This is a genomic window from Methylocystis sp. NC52PC, from assembly GCF_055698645.1.
In genome coordinates this window covers 2,702,408-2,717,717 of sequence record NZ_CP170127.1, presented here as the reverse complement: position 1 = coordinate 2,717,717, position 15,310 = coordinate 2,702,408, and the positions used below count along the sequence as shown (strand labels likewise).

The window sequence follows — 15,310 nt, the reverse complement described above, 5'->3', positions numbered from 1 at the left end:
CGCGACCGTTGAAATCCGCCGGCTGCATCGGACGATCGAGTCGAGGCGATGTCGCCAAACGTCGACTGATGAGAATCGCGCAGCCAAAGACGGCAGATTTGAACGGGCGCGGCCAGGCGCCCTTGTAAGCAATCCGTCCGAGTGCGCGGCCGCGAATGGCCGCCGGCCGGGCGATTATCCTTCGGCGGGAAGGAGCGGCGCGTCGCGGACGCGGCCTTAGCGTCATTTGCGCCTGTAGCGCGCGAAGCTTTCGGGGGAGTCGATGAGACCAGGACAGAACAAGCGCATGCGGGGGCGCAGCGGCCGCAAGGGCCCGAACCCGCTCACCCGTTCTTATGAGTCGAATGGTCCTGACGTAAAGATTCGCGGCACGGCCCAGCACATCGCCGAGAAGTATCTGCAGCTCGCCCGCGACGCGCAGTCGTCCGGCGACACGATCATGGCGGAAAGCCTGCTTCAGCACGCCGAGCATTATTTCCGGCTCATCGCTGCGGCTCAGCAGGCGCAGCAGCAGGCGAACGGCTTCGGCCGCCCGCCGGTCGAGGCGGAGATCGAGGTGGAGGAGGACGACGATTTCGCCGCCCTGCCCGATCGCTTCGCGCCGCTCTCGGAGCGCTTGCCCCAGCCGGTCTATCAGCCGCAGCCCTATAATCAGCCGCAGCCTCAGCCGCATTTCGCGCAGCCGCAACCCCAGCCGCAGCCCTATGAGGAGCGGCCGATCGGCGAGATGCGCGCGGAGCGGCCCGAACGCATGGAGCGGCCGGAGCGCGGCGAGCGCCCGCCGCGGCCGGAGCGGCCTCCCTTCCGTGAGCGCGGCGGCGAAGGCGAGCAGCAGCCGCGCCGCGGCTTCCGCGAGCGCCGCTTTCAGCGGCCGGAGACGAGCGACGAGCCGGCCCCGACATTGCCCTCCTTTATCACCGCCCCGCCCGCGCGCGGCCCGGCCGGCCCCGGCGAGACGGAGGCCGTCGACGTGGCCTTCGCGCCCGCCGAGCGCCCGCAGGCCCGCGAGCACGAGGGGGTGAATTTCCACCTGAGTTCGCGCCGTCGGCGCCGCCCGCGCCAGCAGGTCGAGGAAGCGGCCGGCGAGGTCCGGGAGGAGGCGCCGCAGGCGACCGAGCTTCCCTTCGAGCCGGACCGTTTCTGATAGATAGAATCGATGAGAGCCGCACCTCGGGGCGGCTCTTTCGTTTCAGAGCAGCGTCAGCGCGTCGCCTTGGGCGATGCGGCCGCCGGTCTCGATTCGCGCGTAAACGCCGCAATCGATGTGGCCGAAGGTCTTGCGCAGCGTCTGCACCAGATCCATGTCGCGCCGGCCCGTGCCCGGCTCGACGCCCGTCGCGGCGCAGCGATCGGTCATCTTCAGGACGGCGAGGGTCACGCCGCCGATCTGCAGCCGGCGACCGGGCCACTCGGCTTCCGCCCAAGGCTCCGCCCCCTCGACGTAAAGATTGCCGCGAAAGCGCAGCGGATCGACCGGCGCGCCCTCGGCCGCTTCGATCGCGGCGACGCTCGACAGATTGATGAGCGAGACGAAGCCCGAGGCCGAATCGGTGAAGCGGAAGCCCTCGGGCGCTTCGAGGAGTTTGACCGGGCCGCGAATGTCCGCCCCGAGAAAATCGGTCAGGAAAGCCTCGATCACGGCGCGGCCTTCGGGCCGCCGCAGATCGCCGCGCGCGACGTCGCGGCCCTCGCGTTCGATGGTCAACACGCCCGTGGCCTCATCGTAACGGGTCGCAAGCCCGGCAAGCGCGCCCTGCTTCATGAGCATGAGAAACTTGATCTTGGGCTGATGCGCCGGCGCGCCGGGGTCGAAGCCGGAGGGGCCGTTCTCCAAAGCGAAAAGCCGGTCGCAGGGAAAGTAGCCGCCGGCCGGAAGGTCGGCCGACGGGAGCGGCTCCGGCGAGAGGCCTTTGACAGGATAGCGGTAGAGACGGGCGAGGCGCATGGCGGCTCCAAGGGCGGCGACAGCTGGCGCCTCATGGCGGGTAGCGGACGCTATTTGTCAAGCCGGCGCGGAGCCCATTGCAGCGACTGCCGCGCAAGCCTGGTCCAGGCTGCTTTGTCGCGGCCTTTTGTCCCAGCCACGCTCCGGCGCCCTGCCCTCTTTAACGCCATCGAAGCCTCCCCATATCGGACCCGAGGGCCGCCGCAAGGGGCCGAGATTCCATGACTGAGGCGCGCTGCTTTATTGGGCCCGCCTCAAGGTCGAGAGGGGAACCTATGAATTTCGAAAAATACACCGAACGCGCGCGCGGATTCGTGCAGAGCGCGCAATCCCTCGCCACCCGCGAGGGGCATCAGCAGTTCACGCCCGAGCATATTCTCAAGGTGCTGCTCGACGACGAGCAGGGCCTGTCGGCCGGTCTCATCGACCGCGCGGGCGGCAATTCGCGGGAGGCTTTGGCCAAGACCGAGGCCGCGCTCGCCAAGCTGCCCAAGGTCGCGGGCGCCGGCGCCGGGCAACTTTACCTCGCGCCCGCCACGGCGCGGCTGTTCGCCAACGCCGAGCAGATCGCCCAGAAGGCCGGCGATTCTTACGTCACCGTCGAGCGGCTGCTGCTGGCGCTGGCGCTGGAAAAGGATTCCGACGCCGCCAAAATTCTGCGCGACGCCGGCGTGACGCCGCAGACGCTCAACGCGGCGATCGAAGATCTGCGCAAGGGCCGCACCGCCGATACGGCGTCCGCCGAAAATCAGTATGACGCGCTCAAGAAATACGCCCGCGACCTCACCGAAGCGGCGCGCGAGGGCAAGCTCGATCCGGTGATCGGCCGCGACGAAGAGATTCGCCGCACCGTGCAGGTGCTGTCCCGGCGCACGAAGAACAATCCCGTGCTGATCGGCGAACCCGGCGTCGGCAAGACGGCGATCGTCGAGGGGCTCGCACTGCGCATCGTCAACGGCGACGTGCCGGAATCGCTCGAGGACAAGAAACTCCTCGCACTCGACATGGGCGCGCTCATCGCCGGCGCGAAGTATCGCGGCGAATTCGAGGAGCGCCTGAAGGGGGTGCTCAACGAAGTGACTGCGGCCGAGGGCAAGGTCATCCTCTTCATCGACGAGATGCACACGCTCGTCGGGGCCGGCAAGGCGGACGGCGCGATGGACGCGTCCAACCTCCTCAAGCCGGCGCTCGCGCGCGGCGAATTGCATTGCGTCGGCGCGACGACGCTGGACGAATACAGGAAGCACGTCGAGAAGGACGCGGCGCTGGCGCGTCGCTTCCAGCCCGTCTTCGTCGACGAGCCGACGGTCGAGGACACGATCTCGATCCTGCGCGGGCTGAAAGAGAAGTATGAGCTGCACCACGGCGTGCGCATCACCGATTCGGCGATCGTCGCGGCGGCGACTTTGTCGAACCGCTACATCTCGGACCGCTTCCTGCCCGACAAGGCCATCGACCTCGTCGACGAAGCCTCGTCGCGCCTGCGCATGCAGATCGATTCCAAGCCCGAGGAACTGGACGAACTCGACCGCCGCATCATCCAGCTCAAGATCGAGCAGGAGGCGCTGAAGAAAGAGACCGACGCGGCGTCGAAGGATCGGCTGGCGAAGCTCGAAGGCGAACTCGCCGATCTCGAGGAGAAATCCGCTGCGCTCACGGCGCGCTGGAAGGCGGAGAAGGACAAGCTCGGCAGCGCCCAGAAAATCAAGGAGCAGTTGGAGACGGCGCGCAATGAACTCGCCCAGGCGCAGCGCCGCGGCGAATATCAGCGCGCGGGCGAGCTCACTTATGGCGTAATCCCCGACCTCGAGAAGAAGCTCTCCGAAGTGGAGGCGAGCGAGGCCAAGGGCGCGCTGATCGAGGAGGCCGTGACGGCGAACGACATTGCGCAAGTGGTGTCGCGCTGGACGGGCGTGCCGGTCGACAAGATGCTCGAAGGCGAGCGCGAGAAACTGCTCCATATGGAGGACGAACTCGCCAAGCGCGTCGTGGGGCAGCGCGAGGCGGTGGAGGCGGTCTCGACCGCCGTGCGCCGCGCCCGCGCCGGCCTGCAGGACCCGAACCGGCCGATCGGCAGCTTCATCTTCCTGGGCCCGACGGGCGTCGGCAAGACGGAGCTGACCAAGGCGCTCGCCGCTTTCCTCTTCGACGACGAGACGGCGATGGTCCGGCTCGACATGTCGGAATATATGGAGAAGCACTCGGTCGCCCGCCTGATCGGCGCGCCGCCCGGCTATGTCGGTTATGAGGAAGGCGGCGCGCTGACCGAAGCGGTTCGCCGCCGCCCCTATCAGGTCGTGCTGTTCGACGAGATCGAGAAGGCGCATCCGGACGTGTTCAACGTGCTGTTGCAGGTGCTCGACGACGGGCGTCTGACCGACGGACAGGGCCGCACGGTCGACTTCAAGAACACGCTCATCATCATGACGTCGAACCTCGGCGCCGAATTCCTGGTCATGCAGCAGGAGGGCGAAGACTCGACCGCCGTGCATGACGAGGTGATGCAGGTCGTGCGCGCGCACTTCCGGCCGGAGTTCTTAAACCGCGTCGACGAGATCATCCTGTTCCACCGCCTGCGGCGCGAAGACATGGGCGCGATCGTGGACATCCAGATCAAGCGCCTGCAGAAGCTGCTGGAGGATCGCAAGATCACCCTGCATCTCGACGCCAAGGCGCGCGAGTGGCTGGCGGCGAAGGGCTACGATCCCGCCTACGGCGCACGGCCATTGAAGCGCGTGATGCAAAAAGAACTGCAGGACGCGCTCGCGGAACGGCTGCTCGCCGGCGAGATCGTCGACGGCGCGACGGTGGCCATTTCCGCCGAGGGCGGCTTGCTGACGATCGACGGCAAGCCGACCCATGGGCCGGCGCGGCCGGTGTTGCGAACGGTGGGGAACGCGTAAGGCGCGTTGCGCAGGCGGCGCCGCGCCCTCGCCCAAGTAAAGGTGATATGATGCAAAAGCCCCTCATGCTGAGGAGCCTGCGCAGCAGGCGTCTCGAAGCACGAGGGGCGGAGCACCCGCGCCCCCAACCTCGTCACAGCTTCCGCAGCGCCACTTCCTCGATCTTGTGATCGGCGCCCTTGGTCAGGATCAGGCTCGCGCGTGGGCGCGTGGGGGCGATATTCTGGCGCAGGTTTTCAAGATTGATGCGCGTCCAGATGTCTTTTGCGACGCGCACCGTCTCCTCGTCGGAGAGGTCGGCGTATTTCCCGAAATACGAACGCGGATCGCGGAACGCCGTTTCCCGTAGCCTCAAGAAGCGGTCGACGTACCAGCGTTCGAGCAGTTCCTCGCTCGCGTCGAGGTAAACCGAGAAGTCGAAGAAATCCGAGACGAAGGGAATTTCCTTCGGCTGACGCGAGGTGCGCGCCGCGAGCACATTGACGCCTTCGACGATGAGAATATCGGGACCGTCGACGCAAGTCGTCTCACCCGGCAGCACGTCATAGACGAGATGCGAATAGACCGGCGCGCAGACATGACGCTGTCCGGCTTTGACGGCGGAGAGGAAGCGCAGCAGCGTCTTGTTGTCATAGCTCTCCGGAAAGCCTTTCTTCTCCATCAGACCGTCGCGTTCGAGCACGGCGTTGGGCAGCAGAAAGCCGTCCGTGGTGATCAGTTCGACTTTCGGCGTATTGGGCCAGCGCGAGAGCAGCGCGCGCAGGATGCGGGCTGTCGTGGATTTACCCACGGCGACCGAGCCGGCGACGCCGATGATGTAGGGAACCTTGCCGTCCTCGGCGCCGAGAAAGCGCTGCGTCGCCTTGAACAGGCCCTGCGTCGCGGCGACATAAAGCGCGAGCAGGCGCGACAGCGGCAGATAAATCTCGATGACTTCCTCGAGCGAAATCGGGTCGCCCACGGATTTCAACCGGGTCAGATCGTCGAGGGTCAGCGTCAGCGGGGTGTCGGCGCGAAGCGACGCCCATTCGGCGCGCGAGAAATGGCGGTATGGCGAGATCGCCGCGTCATTTTCGGCGCCGGGTAAGGTCATTGTCCCGCTCCGCGCGAAGCCTTCTCGGCTAGTCCCGATTGCGCCGTGCGGCGCCCGAGTTCAGCGAGCACCTCGCTGAGCGCCACGTCGCGCGCTTCGAGCAAGACCAGCAAATGGTAGAGCACATCCGCCGCTTCGCTGGTGAGCGCTTTGTTATCGCCCTCCATTGCGGCGATGACCGCTTCGAACGCCTCCTCGCCAAACTTCTTCGAGATACGCGGCACGCCGGCGTCAAACAGGCTCTTGGTGTAAGAGGTCGAGGCGTCGTCCGCTCGACGCGATTTGATGAGCGCAGCGAGATCGTCGAGGGTGAAGCTCATCGACCCCCTCCCCAGCCCTCCCCCGCTTCGCGGGAGAGGGGGCAGATCGTGGCCTTCATCAAGAATGAAGATCCCGAGCGAATGCGCGCCTTTATCACAACCGCTGATCGCGAGCGTCCCCTCTCCCGCTTGCGGGGGAGGGACAGGGAGGGGGCCTTCGCCACAACACTCATCTCAGCGCCTCCAATCCATCGAGCCGCATCGGCAGCCCCGCCGCCGCCATGTGCCGCTTGGCCTGCGGGATCGTATATTCGCCGAAGTGGAAGATCGACGCCGCAAGCACGGCGGTCGCGTGGCCATCGCGAATTCCGGCGACCAGATGATCGAGATTGCCGACCCCGCCCGAAGCGATGACCGGAACCGAAACCGCGTCCGCCACCGCGCGCGTCAAGGCGATGTCGAAACCGATTTTGGCGCCGTCGCGATCCATGGAGGTGAGCAGGATTTCCCCCGCCCCGAGCGCGGTGACCTCGCGCGCGAAATCCACGGCGTCGACGCCGGTCGGACGACGCCCGCCATGCGTGAAAATTTCCCATTTGCCGGGGCCGACCTGCTTGGCGTCGATGGCGACGACGATGCATTGCGCGCCGAACTTCTCGGCAGCTTCGCGCACGAACTGCCGGTTGGCGACCGCGGCGGTGTTGATCGAGGCCTTGTCGGCGCCGGCGAGGAGCAGCTTGCGAATATCGTCGAGCGTGCGCACACCGCCGCCGACGGTCAAGGGCATGAAACAGGCTTCAGCCGTGCGCTGCACCACGTCGAGAAGAATGCCGCGGTTTTCGTGACTCGCGGTGATGTCGAGAAAACAGAGTTCGTCGGCGCCGGCCGCGTCATAGGCGATCGCACATTCGACCGGATCGCCGGCGTCGCGCAAATCGACGAAATTGACGCCTTTGACGACGCGGCCTTCTTTCACATCGAGACAGGGAATGACGCGGGCTTTCAGCATCAGGCCTTCTCAACCTTTCCCCGCGCCTCGCGAATCAGCGCCAGCGCCGCCTTCGGTTCGAGACGGCCATCATAAAGCGCGCGGCCGGTGATGGCGCCGGCGAGCCTGGCGCAATCGGGCTGCAACAGGCGCTCGATATCGGCGAGCGAGGCGAGGCCGCCGGAGGCGATGACCGGAATTGTCAGCGCGTTGGCGAGCGCCAGCGTCTGTTCGATGTTGAGGCCCGTGAGAACGCCGTCTCGCGCAATGTCCGTATAGATGATGGCGGAGACGCCGGCGTCCTCGAAGCTCTTGCCGAGATCGAGCGCCGACATGCGCGTCGTGCGCGCCCAGCCCTCGACGGCGACCATGCCGTCCTTGGCGTCGATGCCGACGGCGACGCGGCCCGGATAAACCCGCGCGGCCTCGCGCACGAAGGACGGATCTTTCACCGCCGCCGTGCCGATGATGACGCGCGTCACGCCCTTGTCCAGCCAGCCGGAGAGCGTGCGCATGTCGCGAATGCCGCCGCCGAGCTGCACCGGAATGGTCAGCGTCGAAAGGATGGCCTCGACGGCCGCGGCGTTGCGCGGCGCGCCGGCGAAGGCGCCGTCGAGGTCGACGACATGCAGATATTCGAACCCCTGCGCTTCAAAGGCGCGCGCCTGCTCCGCCGGATCGTCGTTGAAGACGGTGGCGCGATCCATGTCGCCCTGCGCGAGGCGGACGCACTGGCCCTCCTTCAGATCGATTGCCGGAAACAGAATCACGGGCGCCACCTCAGGAAATTGGCGATGAGCGCGAGGCCGAGCCTCTGGCTCTTCTCGGGATGGAACTGAACGCCGACCAGATTGTCGCGCGCGACGGCGGCGGTGAGCGGGGCGCCGTAATCCGTCGTCGCCAGCACATGGCGGGGGTCCGCCGGCGTCAGGTGATAGGAATGCACGAAATAGGCGTGAAGCCCCCTCTCGCCCGTCGCTATGCCGGAAAAGACCGGATGGTCGTGAGAGAGCGTCAGCGTATTCCAGCCCATGTGCGGTATTTTGAGGGACGGGTCGCCGGGTTCGATGGCGACCACGTCGCCGCCGACCCAGTCGAGGCCGGGCGTCTCGCCATGTTCGAGGCCGCGCGCCGCCATGAGCTGCATGCCGACGCAAATCCCCAGGAAAGGCCGGCCGCGCTCGATCACGGCCTCCTGAAGCGCCTCATAGAGGCCCGGCAGCGCGAGCAGTCCGCGCCGGCAATCGGCGAAGGCGCCGACGCCCGGCAAGACGATGCGCGCGGCGCGGCGCACGGCCTCGGGGTCGTTCGTCACGGCGATCTCGCCCGTCTCCCCGGACTCGCGCGCCGCGCGCTCGAACGCCTTCTGCGCCGAGTGCAGATTGCCGGAACCGTAGTCGATGATCGCCGTCGTCAATTAACTTTCTCCACGGCGGGGGGCGTCGTTTCGTTGCGCGCCTGCAGGCGGCCGAAATAGACCGCCTCGGCGTCGTCTTCATTGTCGCCGATCACGACATCGCTCTCGACATAGCCGCGCCGCTGCAAGGACCATGCGAGGATGCGGACGCCCTCGAAGCCGAGGAAGAGCGAGACGGCGAAGCCCGCGAGACTCATGGCGTCGGCCGGGATTTTAAAGAGCGCCCCCGCCCCGGCGACGGCAGCGAGCAGCAGCGCCCACAGGACAGCCGGCAGCCAGGCGCGCTTCCACGCGAACCAGAGCGGCCCGAAGACGAAAGCGGCGGTCGAAAAGCCGTCGCGCAGAAAGATGATCTTTTCCGCCGCGGGCTCTCGGCCCGGCGCGGCAGGGGGCACATGAACTGTAAATGACGTCATCGGCCCTCCCTCCTCCTTGCAAGGCCCTTCTCGCGCGCCGCCCTTCAGGCGGTGAGCGTGCCCTTGGTGGAGGGCGCCTCGCCTGGCGCCCGGCGGGGGTCGAGTGACACGGCCTTGCCAAAGGCGCGGGCGAAACCCTTGAACGCGCTTTCGGCGATATGATGGCTGTTGACGCCCTTGAGGCGATCAATGTGCAGCCCGATGCGCGCCTGCACGGCGAAAGCCTGAAAAAACTCCCGCATCAACTCGGTGTCGAAAGCGCCGATGCGTTCCGCCGGGAACGTCACGTCATAGACCAGAAACGGCCGCCCGGACACATCCACCACGACGCGGGTCAGCGCCTCGTCGAGCGGCACGTGAGCGTCGCCATAGCGAGCGATTCCCTTCCGGTCGCCGAGCGCGCGATCCACCGCCTGGCCCAGGGCCAGGCCGACGTCCTCGACGGTATGGTGCCCGTCGATATGGAGATCGCCCTTGGCCAGCACCGTCAGATCGAGGGGCGCGTGGCGCGCAATCTGGTCGAGCATATGGTCGAAAAAGCCGATTCCCGTCGAAATGTCAGACTTTCCCGCGCCATCGAGATCGACGGCGACGGTGATCGTCGTTTCCTTGGTTTTGCGCTCGATCGTGGCGCTGCGCATCGAGAAAAGGCCTTCCGGAAAGACGCAGCCGGAAATCCCCGGCCGCGAGCGGCCAGCTTGTAGCAATTTCGTCGCCCGTTCGCCACCGATTCCGCCCGGCTGGCGGATTGGCGCGCGCGAGCTTAATCTTGACGCCTGCTGCGATCGTCGCAACCGGATTTTGGAGGGCTTTCCATGAGACCAGCGCCACTCGCCCTGCCGCTGCTGTTTGTCGCGTTCTGCGCCGTGCGGGCGGCCACGCCGGAGGAAGAGTATATTTCAGCGCGCGACGACGCCATCGCGAAAGTGAAGAAGTTCGAGGCGAAGAACCCGTCCGCCGACCCTGGCAAGATCGAGAACAAAGCGCTCGCCGAGCTCAACGGGCGGCTCCAGGCGATGATCGGCCCGCTCTCGGCAAAGCCGTACCCCGCAACCGGAAAGATCGCGCTCGAGACCCTCTCCGAAAACAACGTCGGCTTCGGCGCGCTCGACGCGTTGCGCTTCGCCGAGGACGGCGGCGGCGCGCAGGCGGCCGACGGTCCGCAGGTCTATGTCACGACCGACGGCCTTTTTTCCCACTGGGTGAGCAAACCCCAGGAATGGTGGACGAAAACCCGGAAAACGCCGCCCGGCTTCGAGGAGGCGCTCGCCAACCCGGAATTCTACACCTTCGCCCTGGGGCTGGACGCCGCGCTCGATAAGACGATCGACCTGCCGATCAAGAAACCGGCGGGCGTAACCTACGCCTATGCGGCGCTCGGCGGCTGGGCGCAGGATGTCGGCCCCCACCCCGAGCAGGACATCATCGTGGCGCTGCGCCGGGACGGAAAGGTCTATATCGCACGGGAGGCGGCGAAGAAATTCTCGCCGATTCCCGCTTGCGAGGCGATCTGGACCGCAGCGGAGCGCAAGGTGGAGGCGGCCGTCGAGGAGTCAGCCAAGGCCAGCGCCGCCAAGAGCGCGCAGATCGCGAAGGAGACCGAAGCCGTTCAGCAAAAGGCTGATAAGGATTACCACGCCTGTTACGCCGAACGGACGCCGAAGGCGGCCTTTTTCCCAGCGCTGGCGAATGAGGCGCAGGCGATCGCGGATCGGTTCGCCGGACAGTAAAGCGACTGTCGGGGCGGCGATCGGCAGCGCCCCAGCCTGTCGCCTCAACTCCCTCCCCATGGAGGAAGCGGCTCGCGGCCCCGCCCTTGCTCGAACCGCGCAAAGTTCCTACATGCGCCTAACCTATTGCGCGGGAAGGCTTGGAATGGAAAGCGAACGAGAGAAGTCGCCGCAAATGCATGCGACCACAATCATATTGGTGAAGAAAAGGGGCGAGACCGTCATCGCCGGCGACGGGCAGGTGAGCCTCGGCCAGACAATCATGAAAGGCAATGCGCGAAAGGTGCGACGCCTCGGCAAGGGCGACGTCATCTCGGGTTTCGCCGGCGCGACGGCCGACGCCTTCACCCTGTTCGAGCGGCTCGAGACGAAGCTCGAACAATACCCCGGCCAATTGATGCGCGCCTGCGTCGAGCTCGCCAAGGACTGGCGCATGGACCGCTATCTGCGCCGCCTCGAGGCCATGATGCTCGTCGCGGATAAAAACGTCGGCTTGGTGCTGACAGGCTCGGGCGACGTGCTCGAGCCGGAAGCGACTGACGGCGGCGCCGTCGCGGCCATCGGGTCGGGCGGCAATTATGCGCTGGCCGCCGGCCGCGCGCTCATCGACACCGAAGCCGACGCCGAAACGATTGCGCGACGCGCGATGAACATCGCCGCGGACATCTGTGTCTACACCAACCACAACATCGTGGTGGAGAAAATCTAATGGCTGATTTCTCGCCGCGCGAGATCGTCTCCGAACTGGACCGCTATATCGTGGGCCAGAACGACGCCAAGCACGCCGTCGCCATCGCCCTGCGAAACCGCTGGCGCCGTCTGCAATTGCAAGGGCAGATGCGCGAAGAGGTGATGCCCAAGAACATTCTCATGATCGGTCCGACGGGCTGCGGCAAGACCGAGATCGCGCGGCGCCTCGCCCGCCTCGCCAACGCCCCTTTTCTCAAGGTCGAGGCGACGAAATTTACCGAGGTCGGCTATGTCGGCCGCGACGTTGAGCAGATCGTCCGCGATCTCATGGAGGTCGCGATCGTCATGGTGAAGGAGCGCCGCCGCAAGGAAGTCGAGGCGCGCGCCGAAAAGGCCGCCGAAGAACGCGTGCTCGACGCCCTCGTCGGCCCCGCCGCCTCGCCCGCGACGCGCGAGACCTTCCGCAAGCGGCTGCGCGACGGCGAACTCGACGACAAGGAAGTCGAAGTCGAACTGCAGCAGACGGGCGGCGGCATGCCAATGTTCGAATTGCCCAACATGCCGGGGGGCGGAAGCGTCTCGGCCTTCTCGCTCGGCGATCTCTTCGGCAAGGCGATGCAGCGCGGCAAATCCCGCAAGCTCAGCGTAAAGGAGGCGCGCGGCCCGCTGCTCGCGGAGGAAAGCGACAAGCTCATCGATCAGGAGGCGAGCGTTCGCGAAGCGATTCACGAGGTCGAAAACAACGGCATCGTGTTTATCGACGAGATGGACAAGATCTGCGCCCGCGAAGGCCGCAGCGGCGCTGACGTATCGCGCGAGGGCGTGCAGCGCGACCTCTTGCCTCTCATCGAGGGCACGACGGTCGCCACCAAGCACGGGTCGGTGAAGACGGACCATGTGCTGTTCATCGCCTCGGGCGCCTTCCATGTCGCCAAGCCTTCCGATCTGCTCCCGGAACTTCAGGGCCGCCTGCCGATCCGCGTCGAGCTCGCCTCGCTCAATGAAGAGGATTTCCGGCGCATTCTCACCGAGACCGAAGCCTGTTTGACCAAGCAATATGTGGCGCTCATGGGCACGGAAGGCGTGACGCTGGAATTTGCGCCAACGGCCATCGACGCCATCGCCAAGGTGGCCGTCGCGGTGAACACGTCGGTTGAGAACATCGGCGCCCGCCGGCTGCAAACAGTCATGGAGCGCGTGCTCGACGACATCAGCTTCTCGGCCTCGGACCGCGCCGGCGACAAGATTGTGATCGACGGCGACTATGTTGAAAAGCACATTGGCGATCTGGCGAAGAACCGCGATTTGAGCCGGTTTATTCTCTGACCGCAGGCTCGCCCTCTCCCTGAACCGGGAGAGGGCCTCCACACTGCACTTGCGCCCGCGCCCGCGCATTGTCATAAGTCCGGCAAAGTCCTTCAACCTTTGGCGTGACCATGTCGACCTTCCCCCAGCGCGTCTTCTCGGGCGTGCAGTCCACCGGCAATCTGCACCTCGGCAACTATCTTGGCGCGATCGTCAAATTCGTCGAGCTGCAGAAAAGCTTCGACTGCCTCTATTGCGTCGTCGACCTGCACGCCATCACCGTCCCGCAGGACCCGATCGAACTGCGCAACAACACGCGCGAGATCGCGGCGGCCTTCATCGCCTGCGGCATCGATCCCAAGAAGAACATCGTCTTCAATCAGAGCCAGGTGCCGGAGCACGCGGAGCTCGCATGGGTCTTGAATTGCGTCGCCCGCATTGGCTGGCTCAATCGCATGACCCAGTTCAAGGACAAGGCTGGCAAGGATCGCGAGAACGCCTCCGTCGGCCTGCTCGACTATCCCGTGCTCATGGCGGCCGACATTCTCATCTATCGCGCCACGCATGTACCGGTCGGCGACGATCAGAAGCAGCATCTGGAGCTGGCGCGCGACATCGCGCAAAAGTTCAACAATGATTTCGGGTCGTCGATCGAGCGCAACGGGTTCGGGGGCGCTTTCTTCCCGCTGCCGGAGCCGCTGATTTCCGGCCCCGCGACCCGTGTGATGAGCCTGCGCGACGGCACGAAGAAAATGTCGAAATCCGACGCGTCGGATTATTCGCGCATCAATCTTTCGGACGACGCCGACCAGATCGCGCAGAAGGTGAAGAAAGCCAAGACGGACCCCGAGCCGTTGCCGTCGGAAGAAAAAGGCCTCGAAGGGCGCCCCGAGGCGGACAATCTCGTCGGGATATTCGCCGCGCTCTCCGGACGCGCCAAGCCGGATGTGCTGAGCGAATTCGGCGGCGCCAATTTCTCGACGTTCAAGAGCGCGCTCGTCGATCTCGCTGTCGCCAAGCTCTCGCCGATCACGGCGCAGATGCGCCGTATTCGCGAGGATGAAAGCTATATCGACACGGTGTTGCGCGACGGCTCGGAACGCGCCCGCGCCATCGCCCGCGAGAATATGAACGCGGTGAAGGATATCGTGGGGTTTTTGAGGTAAAAGCCTTACCTTTCGTTCTGCCGGTCGTTTGTGATTACACCCCGACAAGAATGAGATCCACGCCCCAAGAGGCGTGGATCAAACGTTTGCAATGGGGATGATCTTTTCAGGCCACAAGGCCCTCCGGCCTCGGTCCGCCCGTCGCCCAGTCCAATAGCTCCACCGTATGGACGACCGGGATCGAAGTCCCGACGCGAATCTGCGCCATGCAGCCGAGGTTGCCCGCCGCGATCGTGTGGGGCTGCACGCTCTCGATATTGGCGACCTTTCGCGCGCGAAGCGCGTCGGCGAGCTCCGGCTGCAAAAGATTGTAAGTCCCCGCCGAGCCGCAGCAGATGTGGCCCTCCGGAACGGCAAGAACCTCGAAGCCCACGCGCGCCAGAGCCGCCACGGGCTCTCGGGTGATCTTTTGGCCGTGCTGGAGTGAGCAGGCGGCGTGATAGGCGACGCGCAGAGGCGGCGCGGCGCCTGTCGGGGCCAACGGCAATTTGTCGGCGAGCTCGCTCACGTCACAGGCGATCGCCGAGACGCGCGCGGCCTTCTGCGCCAGCGCCGCGTCGTTACGGAACATGAAACCATAATCCTTCACGCTGGTCCCGCAGCCCGAGGTATTGATGACGATATGGTCGAGCCCGCCGCTCTCGATCTCACGCGTCCAGGCCTCGATGTTGCGGCGCGCCAATGCATGCGACTGGGCGGCCTTGCCGAGATGATGCGGGAGCGCGCCGCAGCAACCTGCGCCCTGCGCGACGACCACCTCGACGCCATGGCGGGTGAGCAGGCGCACCGTGGCTTCATTGATGCGGGTGTCGAGAACCGTCTGCGCGCAGCCGTTCAGCAGCGCGACGCGCATCCGCTGGCGGCCCGATGCGGGAAAGACCTGCGGCCGGTCCACGTCCGAGGGCGCCGGCGCCTGATCGGGCGCGAGCGTCAGCAGCGGACGCAGAGACGTCGGTAAGCGGTCAACGATCGGTTTAACGCGCGCCGCGGCGCGCAGCGCCAGGCGGAACAAAGCGGGCCGCGTGAGCACGAAGGCGAGCAGCGCGCGCAGCGCACGGTCTGCGAAGGAGCGGCGATACGTCTTCTCGATATGGGCGCGCGCATGATCGACGAGATGCATGTAATGCACGCTCGACGGACAGGTCGTCATGCAGGAAAGGCAGGAGAGACAGCGGTCGACGTGCCGCGCGGTGCGCGCATCCGCGGCGCGATCGTTCTCCAGCATCTCCTTGATGAGATAGATGCGCCCGCGCGGGGAATCGAGTTCGTCGCCGGTGAGCAGAAAGGTCGGGCAGGTCGCGTTGCAAAATCCGCAATGCACGCAGGCGCGCAGGATTTTTTCGCAGGACGCCGTGTCTGGATCGGCGAGCGCGGTGAGCGAGAAATGCGTCTGCATC

Annotated in this window: 15 protein-coding genes; 6 read left to right on the top strand and 9 right to left on the bottom strand. The window is 65.7% G+C overall.

Translation table 11 applies throughout. The features are described from left to right. The first annotated feature begins 262 nt into the window (after positions 1-262). The gene (locus tag ACETII_RS15160) at positions 263-1,144 is read left to right on the top strand and encodes a DUF4167 domain-containing protein (protein WP_472786045.1); all 882 of its coding nucleotides are present in this window, start codon (positions 263-265) and stop codon (positions 1,142-1,144) included. A 45-nt stretch (positions 1,145-1,189) separates the two neighbouring features. Here the strand turns inward: ACETII_RS15160 and ACETII_RS15155 are convergent, their stop codons facing one another. Further along, complete coding sequence (locus tag ACETII_RS15155) at positions 1,190-1,945, bottom strand: MOSC domain-containing protein (RefSeq protein ID WP_472786044.1); 756 nt, start codon at positions 1,943-1,945, stop codon at positions 1,190-1,192. Positions 1,946-2,220: 275 nt separating this feature from the next. Between ACETII_RS15155 and clpB the strand changes: the two genes are divergently transcribed. Next, on the top strand, positions 2,221-4,848 hold the full coding sequence (gene clpB, locus ACETII_RS15150) for an ATP-dependent chaperone ClpB (protein WP_472786043.1): 2,628 nt from the start codon (positions 2,221-2,223) through the stop codon (positions 4,846-4,848). A gap of 133 nt (positions 4,849-4,981) precedes the next feature. Here the strand turns inward: clpB and coaA are convergent, their stop codons facing one another. From coaA to hisB, 7 genes are all read right to left on the bottom strand, one after another. Then, positions 4,982-5,941: a type I pantothenate kinase gene (gene coaA / locus ACETII_RS15145; RefSeq protein ID WP_363347297.1), complete on the bottom strand. Its 960-nt coding sequence runs from the start codon at positions 5,939-5,941 to the stop codon at positions 4,982-4,984. Beyond that, positions 5,938-6,261 carry a phosphoribosyl-ATP diphosphatase gene (locus ACETII_RS15140; protein ID WP_472786042.1) on the bottom strand — a complete coding sequence of 108 codons (324 nt, stop codon included), beginning with the start codon at positions 6,259-6,261 and terminating at the stop codon, positions 5,938-5,940. The genes coaA and ACETII_RS15140 overlap by 4 nt, the downstream gene beginning before the upstream one ends. A gap of 169 nt (positions 6,262-6,430) precedes the next feature. Then, a complete protein-coding gene (hisF, locus tag ACETII_RS15135) occupies positions 6,431-7,210 on the bottom strand; it encodes an imidazole glycerol phosphate synthase subunit HisF (protein WP_472786041.1) in 780 nt (259 codons plus the stop codon). Further along, on the bottom strand, positions 7,210-7,959 hold the full coding sequence (hisA, locus tag ACETII_RS15130; protein ID WP_472786040.1) for a 1-(5-phosphoribosyl)-5-[(5-phosphoribosylamino)methylideneamino]imidazole-4-carboxamide isomerase: 750 nt from the start codon (positions 7,957-7,959) through the stop codon (positions 7,210-7,212). The genes hisF and hisA overlap by 1 nt, the downstream gene beginning before the upstream one ends. Beyond that, positions 7,956-8,606: an imidazole glycerol phosphate synthase subunit HisH gene (gene hisH / locus ACETII_RS15125; protein WP_472786039.1), complete on the bottom strand. Its 651-nt coding sequence runs from the start codon at positions 8,604-8,606 to the stop codon at positions 7,956-7,958. The genes hisA and hisH overlap by 4 nt, the downstream gene beginning before the upstream one ends. Continuing rightward, complete coding sequence (locus ACETII_RS15120; protein ID WP_363347287.1) at positions 8,603-9,022, bottom strand: DUF2628 domain-containing protein; 420 nt, start codon at positions 9,020-9,022, stop codon at positions 8,603-8,605. The genes hisH and ACETII_RS15120 overlap by 4 nt, the downstream gene beginning before the upstream one ends. Before the next feature lie 44 nt (positions 9,023-9,066). After that, complete coding sequence (gene hisB, locus ACETII_RS15115) at positions 9,067-9,663, bottom strand: imidazoleglycerol-phosphate dehydratase HisB (RefSeq protein ID WP_472788177.1); 597 nt, start codon at positions 9,661-9,663, stop codon at positions 9,067-9,069. A 174-nt stretch (positions 9,664-9,837) separates the two neighbouring features. On the opposite strand from hisB, the gene ACETII_RS15110 reads away from it, so the two are divergent. The 4 genes from ACETII_RS15110 to trpS all read left to right on the top strand — a co-directional run bounded on the left by ACETII_RS15110 (position 9,838) and on the right by trpS (position 13,913). After that, entirely contained in the window at positions 9,838-10,752 is a 915-nt protein-coding gene (locus tag ACETII_RS15110) for a hypothetical protein (RefSeq protein ID WP_472786038.1), read from the top strand. A 145-nt stretch (positions 10,753-10,897) separates the two neighbouring features. Further along, positions 10,898-11,461, top strand: coding sequence for an ATP-dependent protease subunit HslV (gene hslV, locus ACETII_RS15105; RefSeq protein ID WP_363347283.1), 564 nt, complete (start codon positions 10,898-10,900; stop codon positions 11,459-11,461). Next, entirely contained in the window at positions 11,461-12,768 is a 1,308-nt protein-coding gene (gene hslU / locus ACETII_RS15100; RefSeq protein WP_472786037.1) for an ATP-dependent protease ATPase subunit HslU, read from the top strand. Before hslV ends, hslU begins: the two co-directional genes overlap by 1 nt. Before the next feature lie 110 nt (positions 12,769-12,878). Continuing rightward, a complete protein-coding gene (gene trpS / locus ACETII_RS15095) occupies positions 12,879-13,913 on the top strand; it encodes a tryptophan--tRNA ligase (protein ID WP_363347279.1) in 1,035 nt (344 codons plus the stop codon). A 106-nt stretch (positions 13,914-14,019) separates the two neighbouring features. On the opposite strand, the gene glcF is transcribed toward trpS, so the two are convergent. Next, entirely contained in the window at positions 14,020-15,309 is a 1,290-nt protein-coding gene (glcF, locus tag ACETII_RS15090) for a glycolate oxidase subunit GlcF (protein WP_472786036.1), read from the bottom strand. Between the last annotated feature and the right edge of the window lies 1 nt (position 15,310).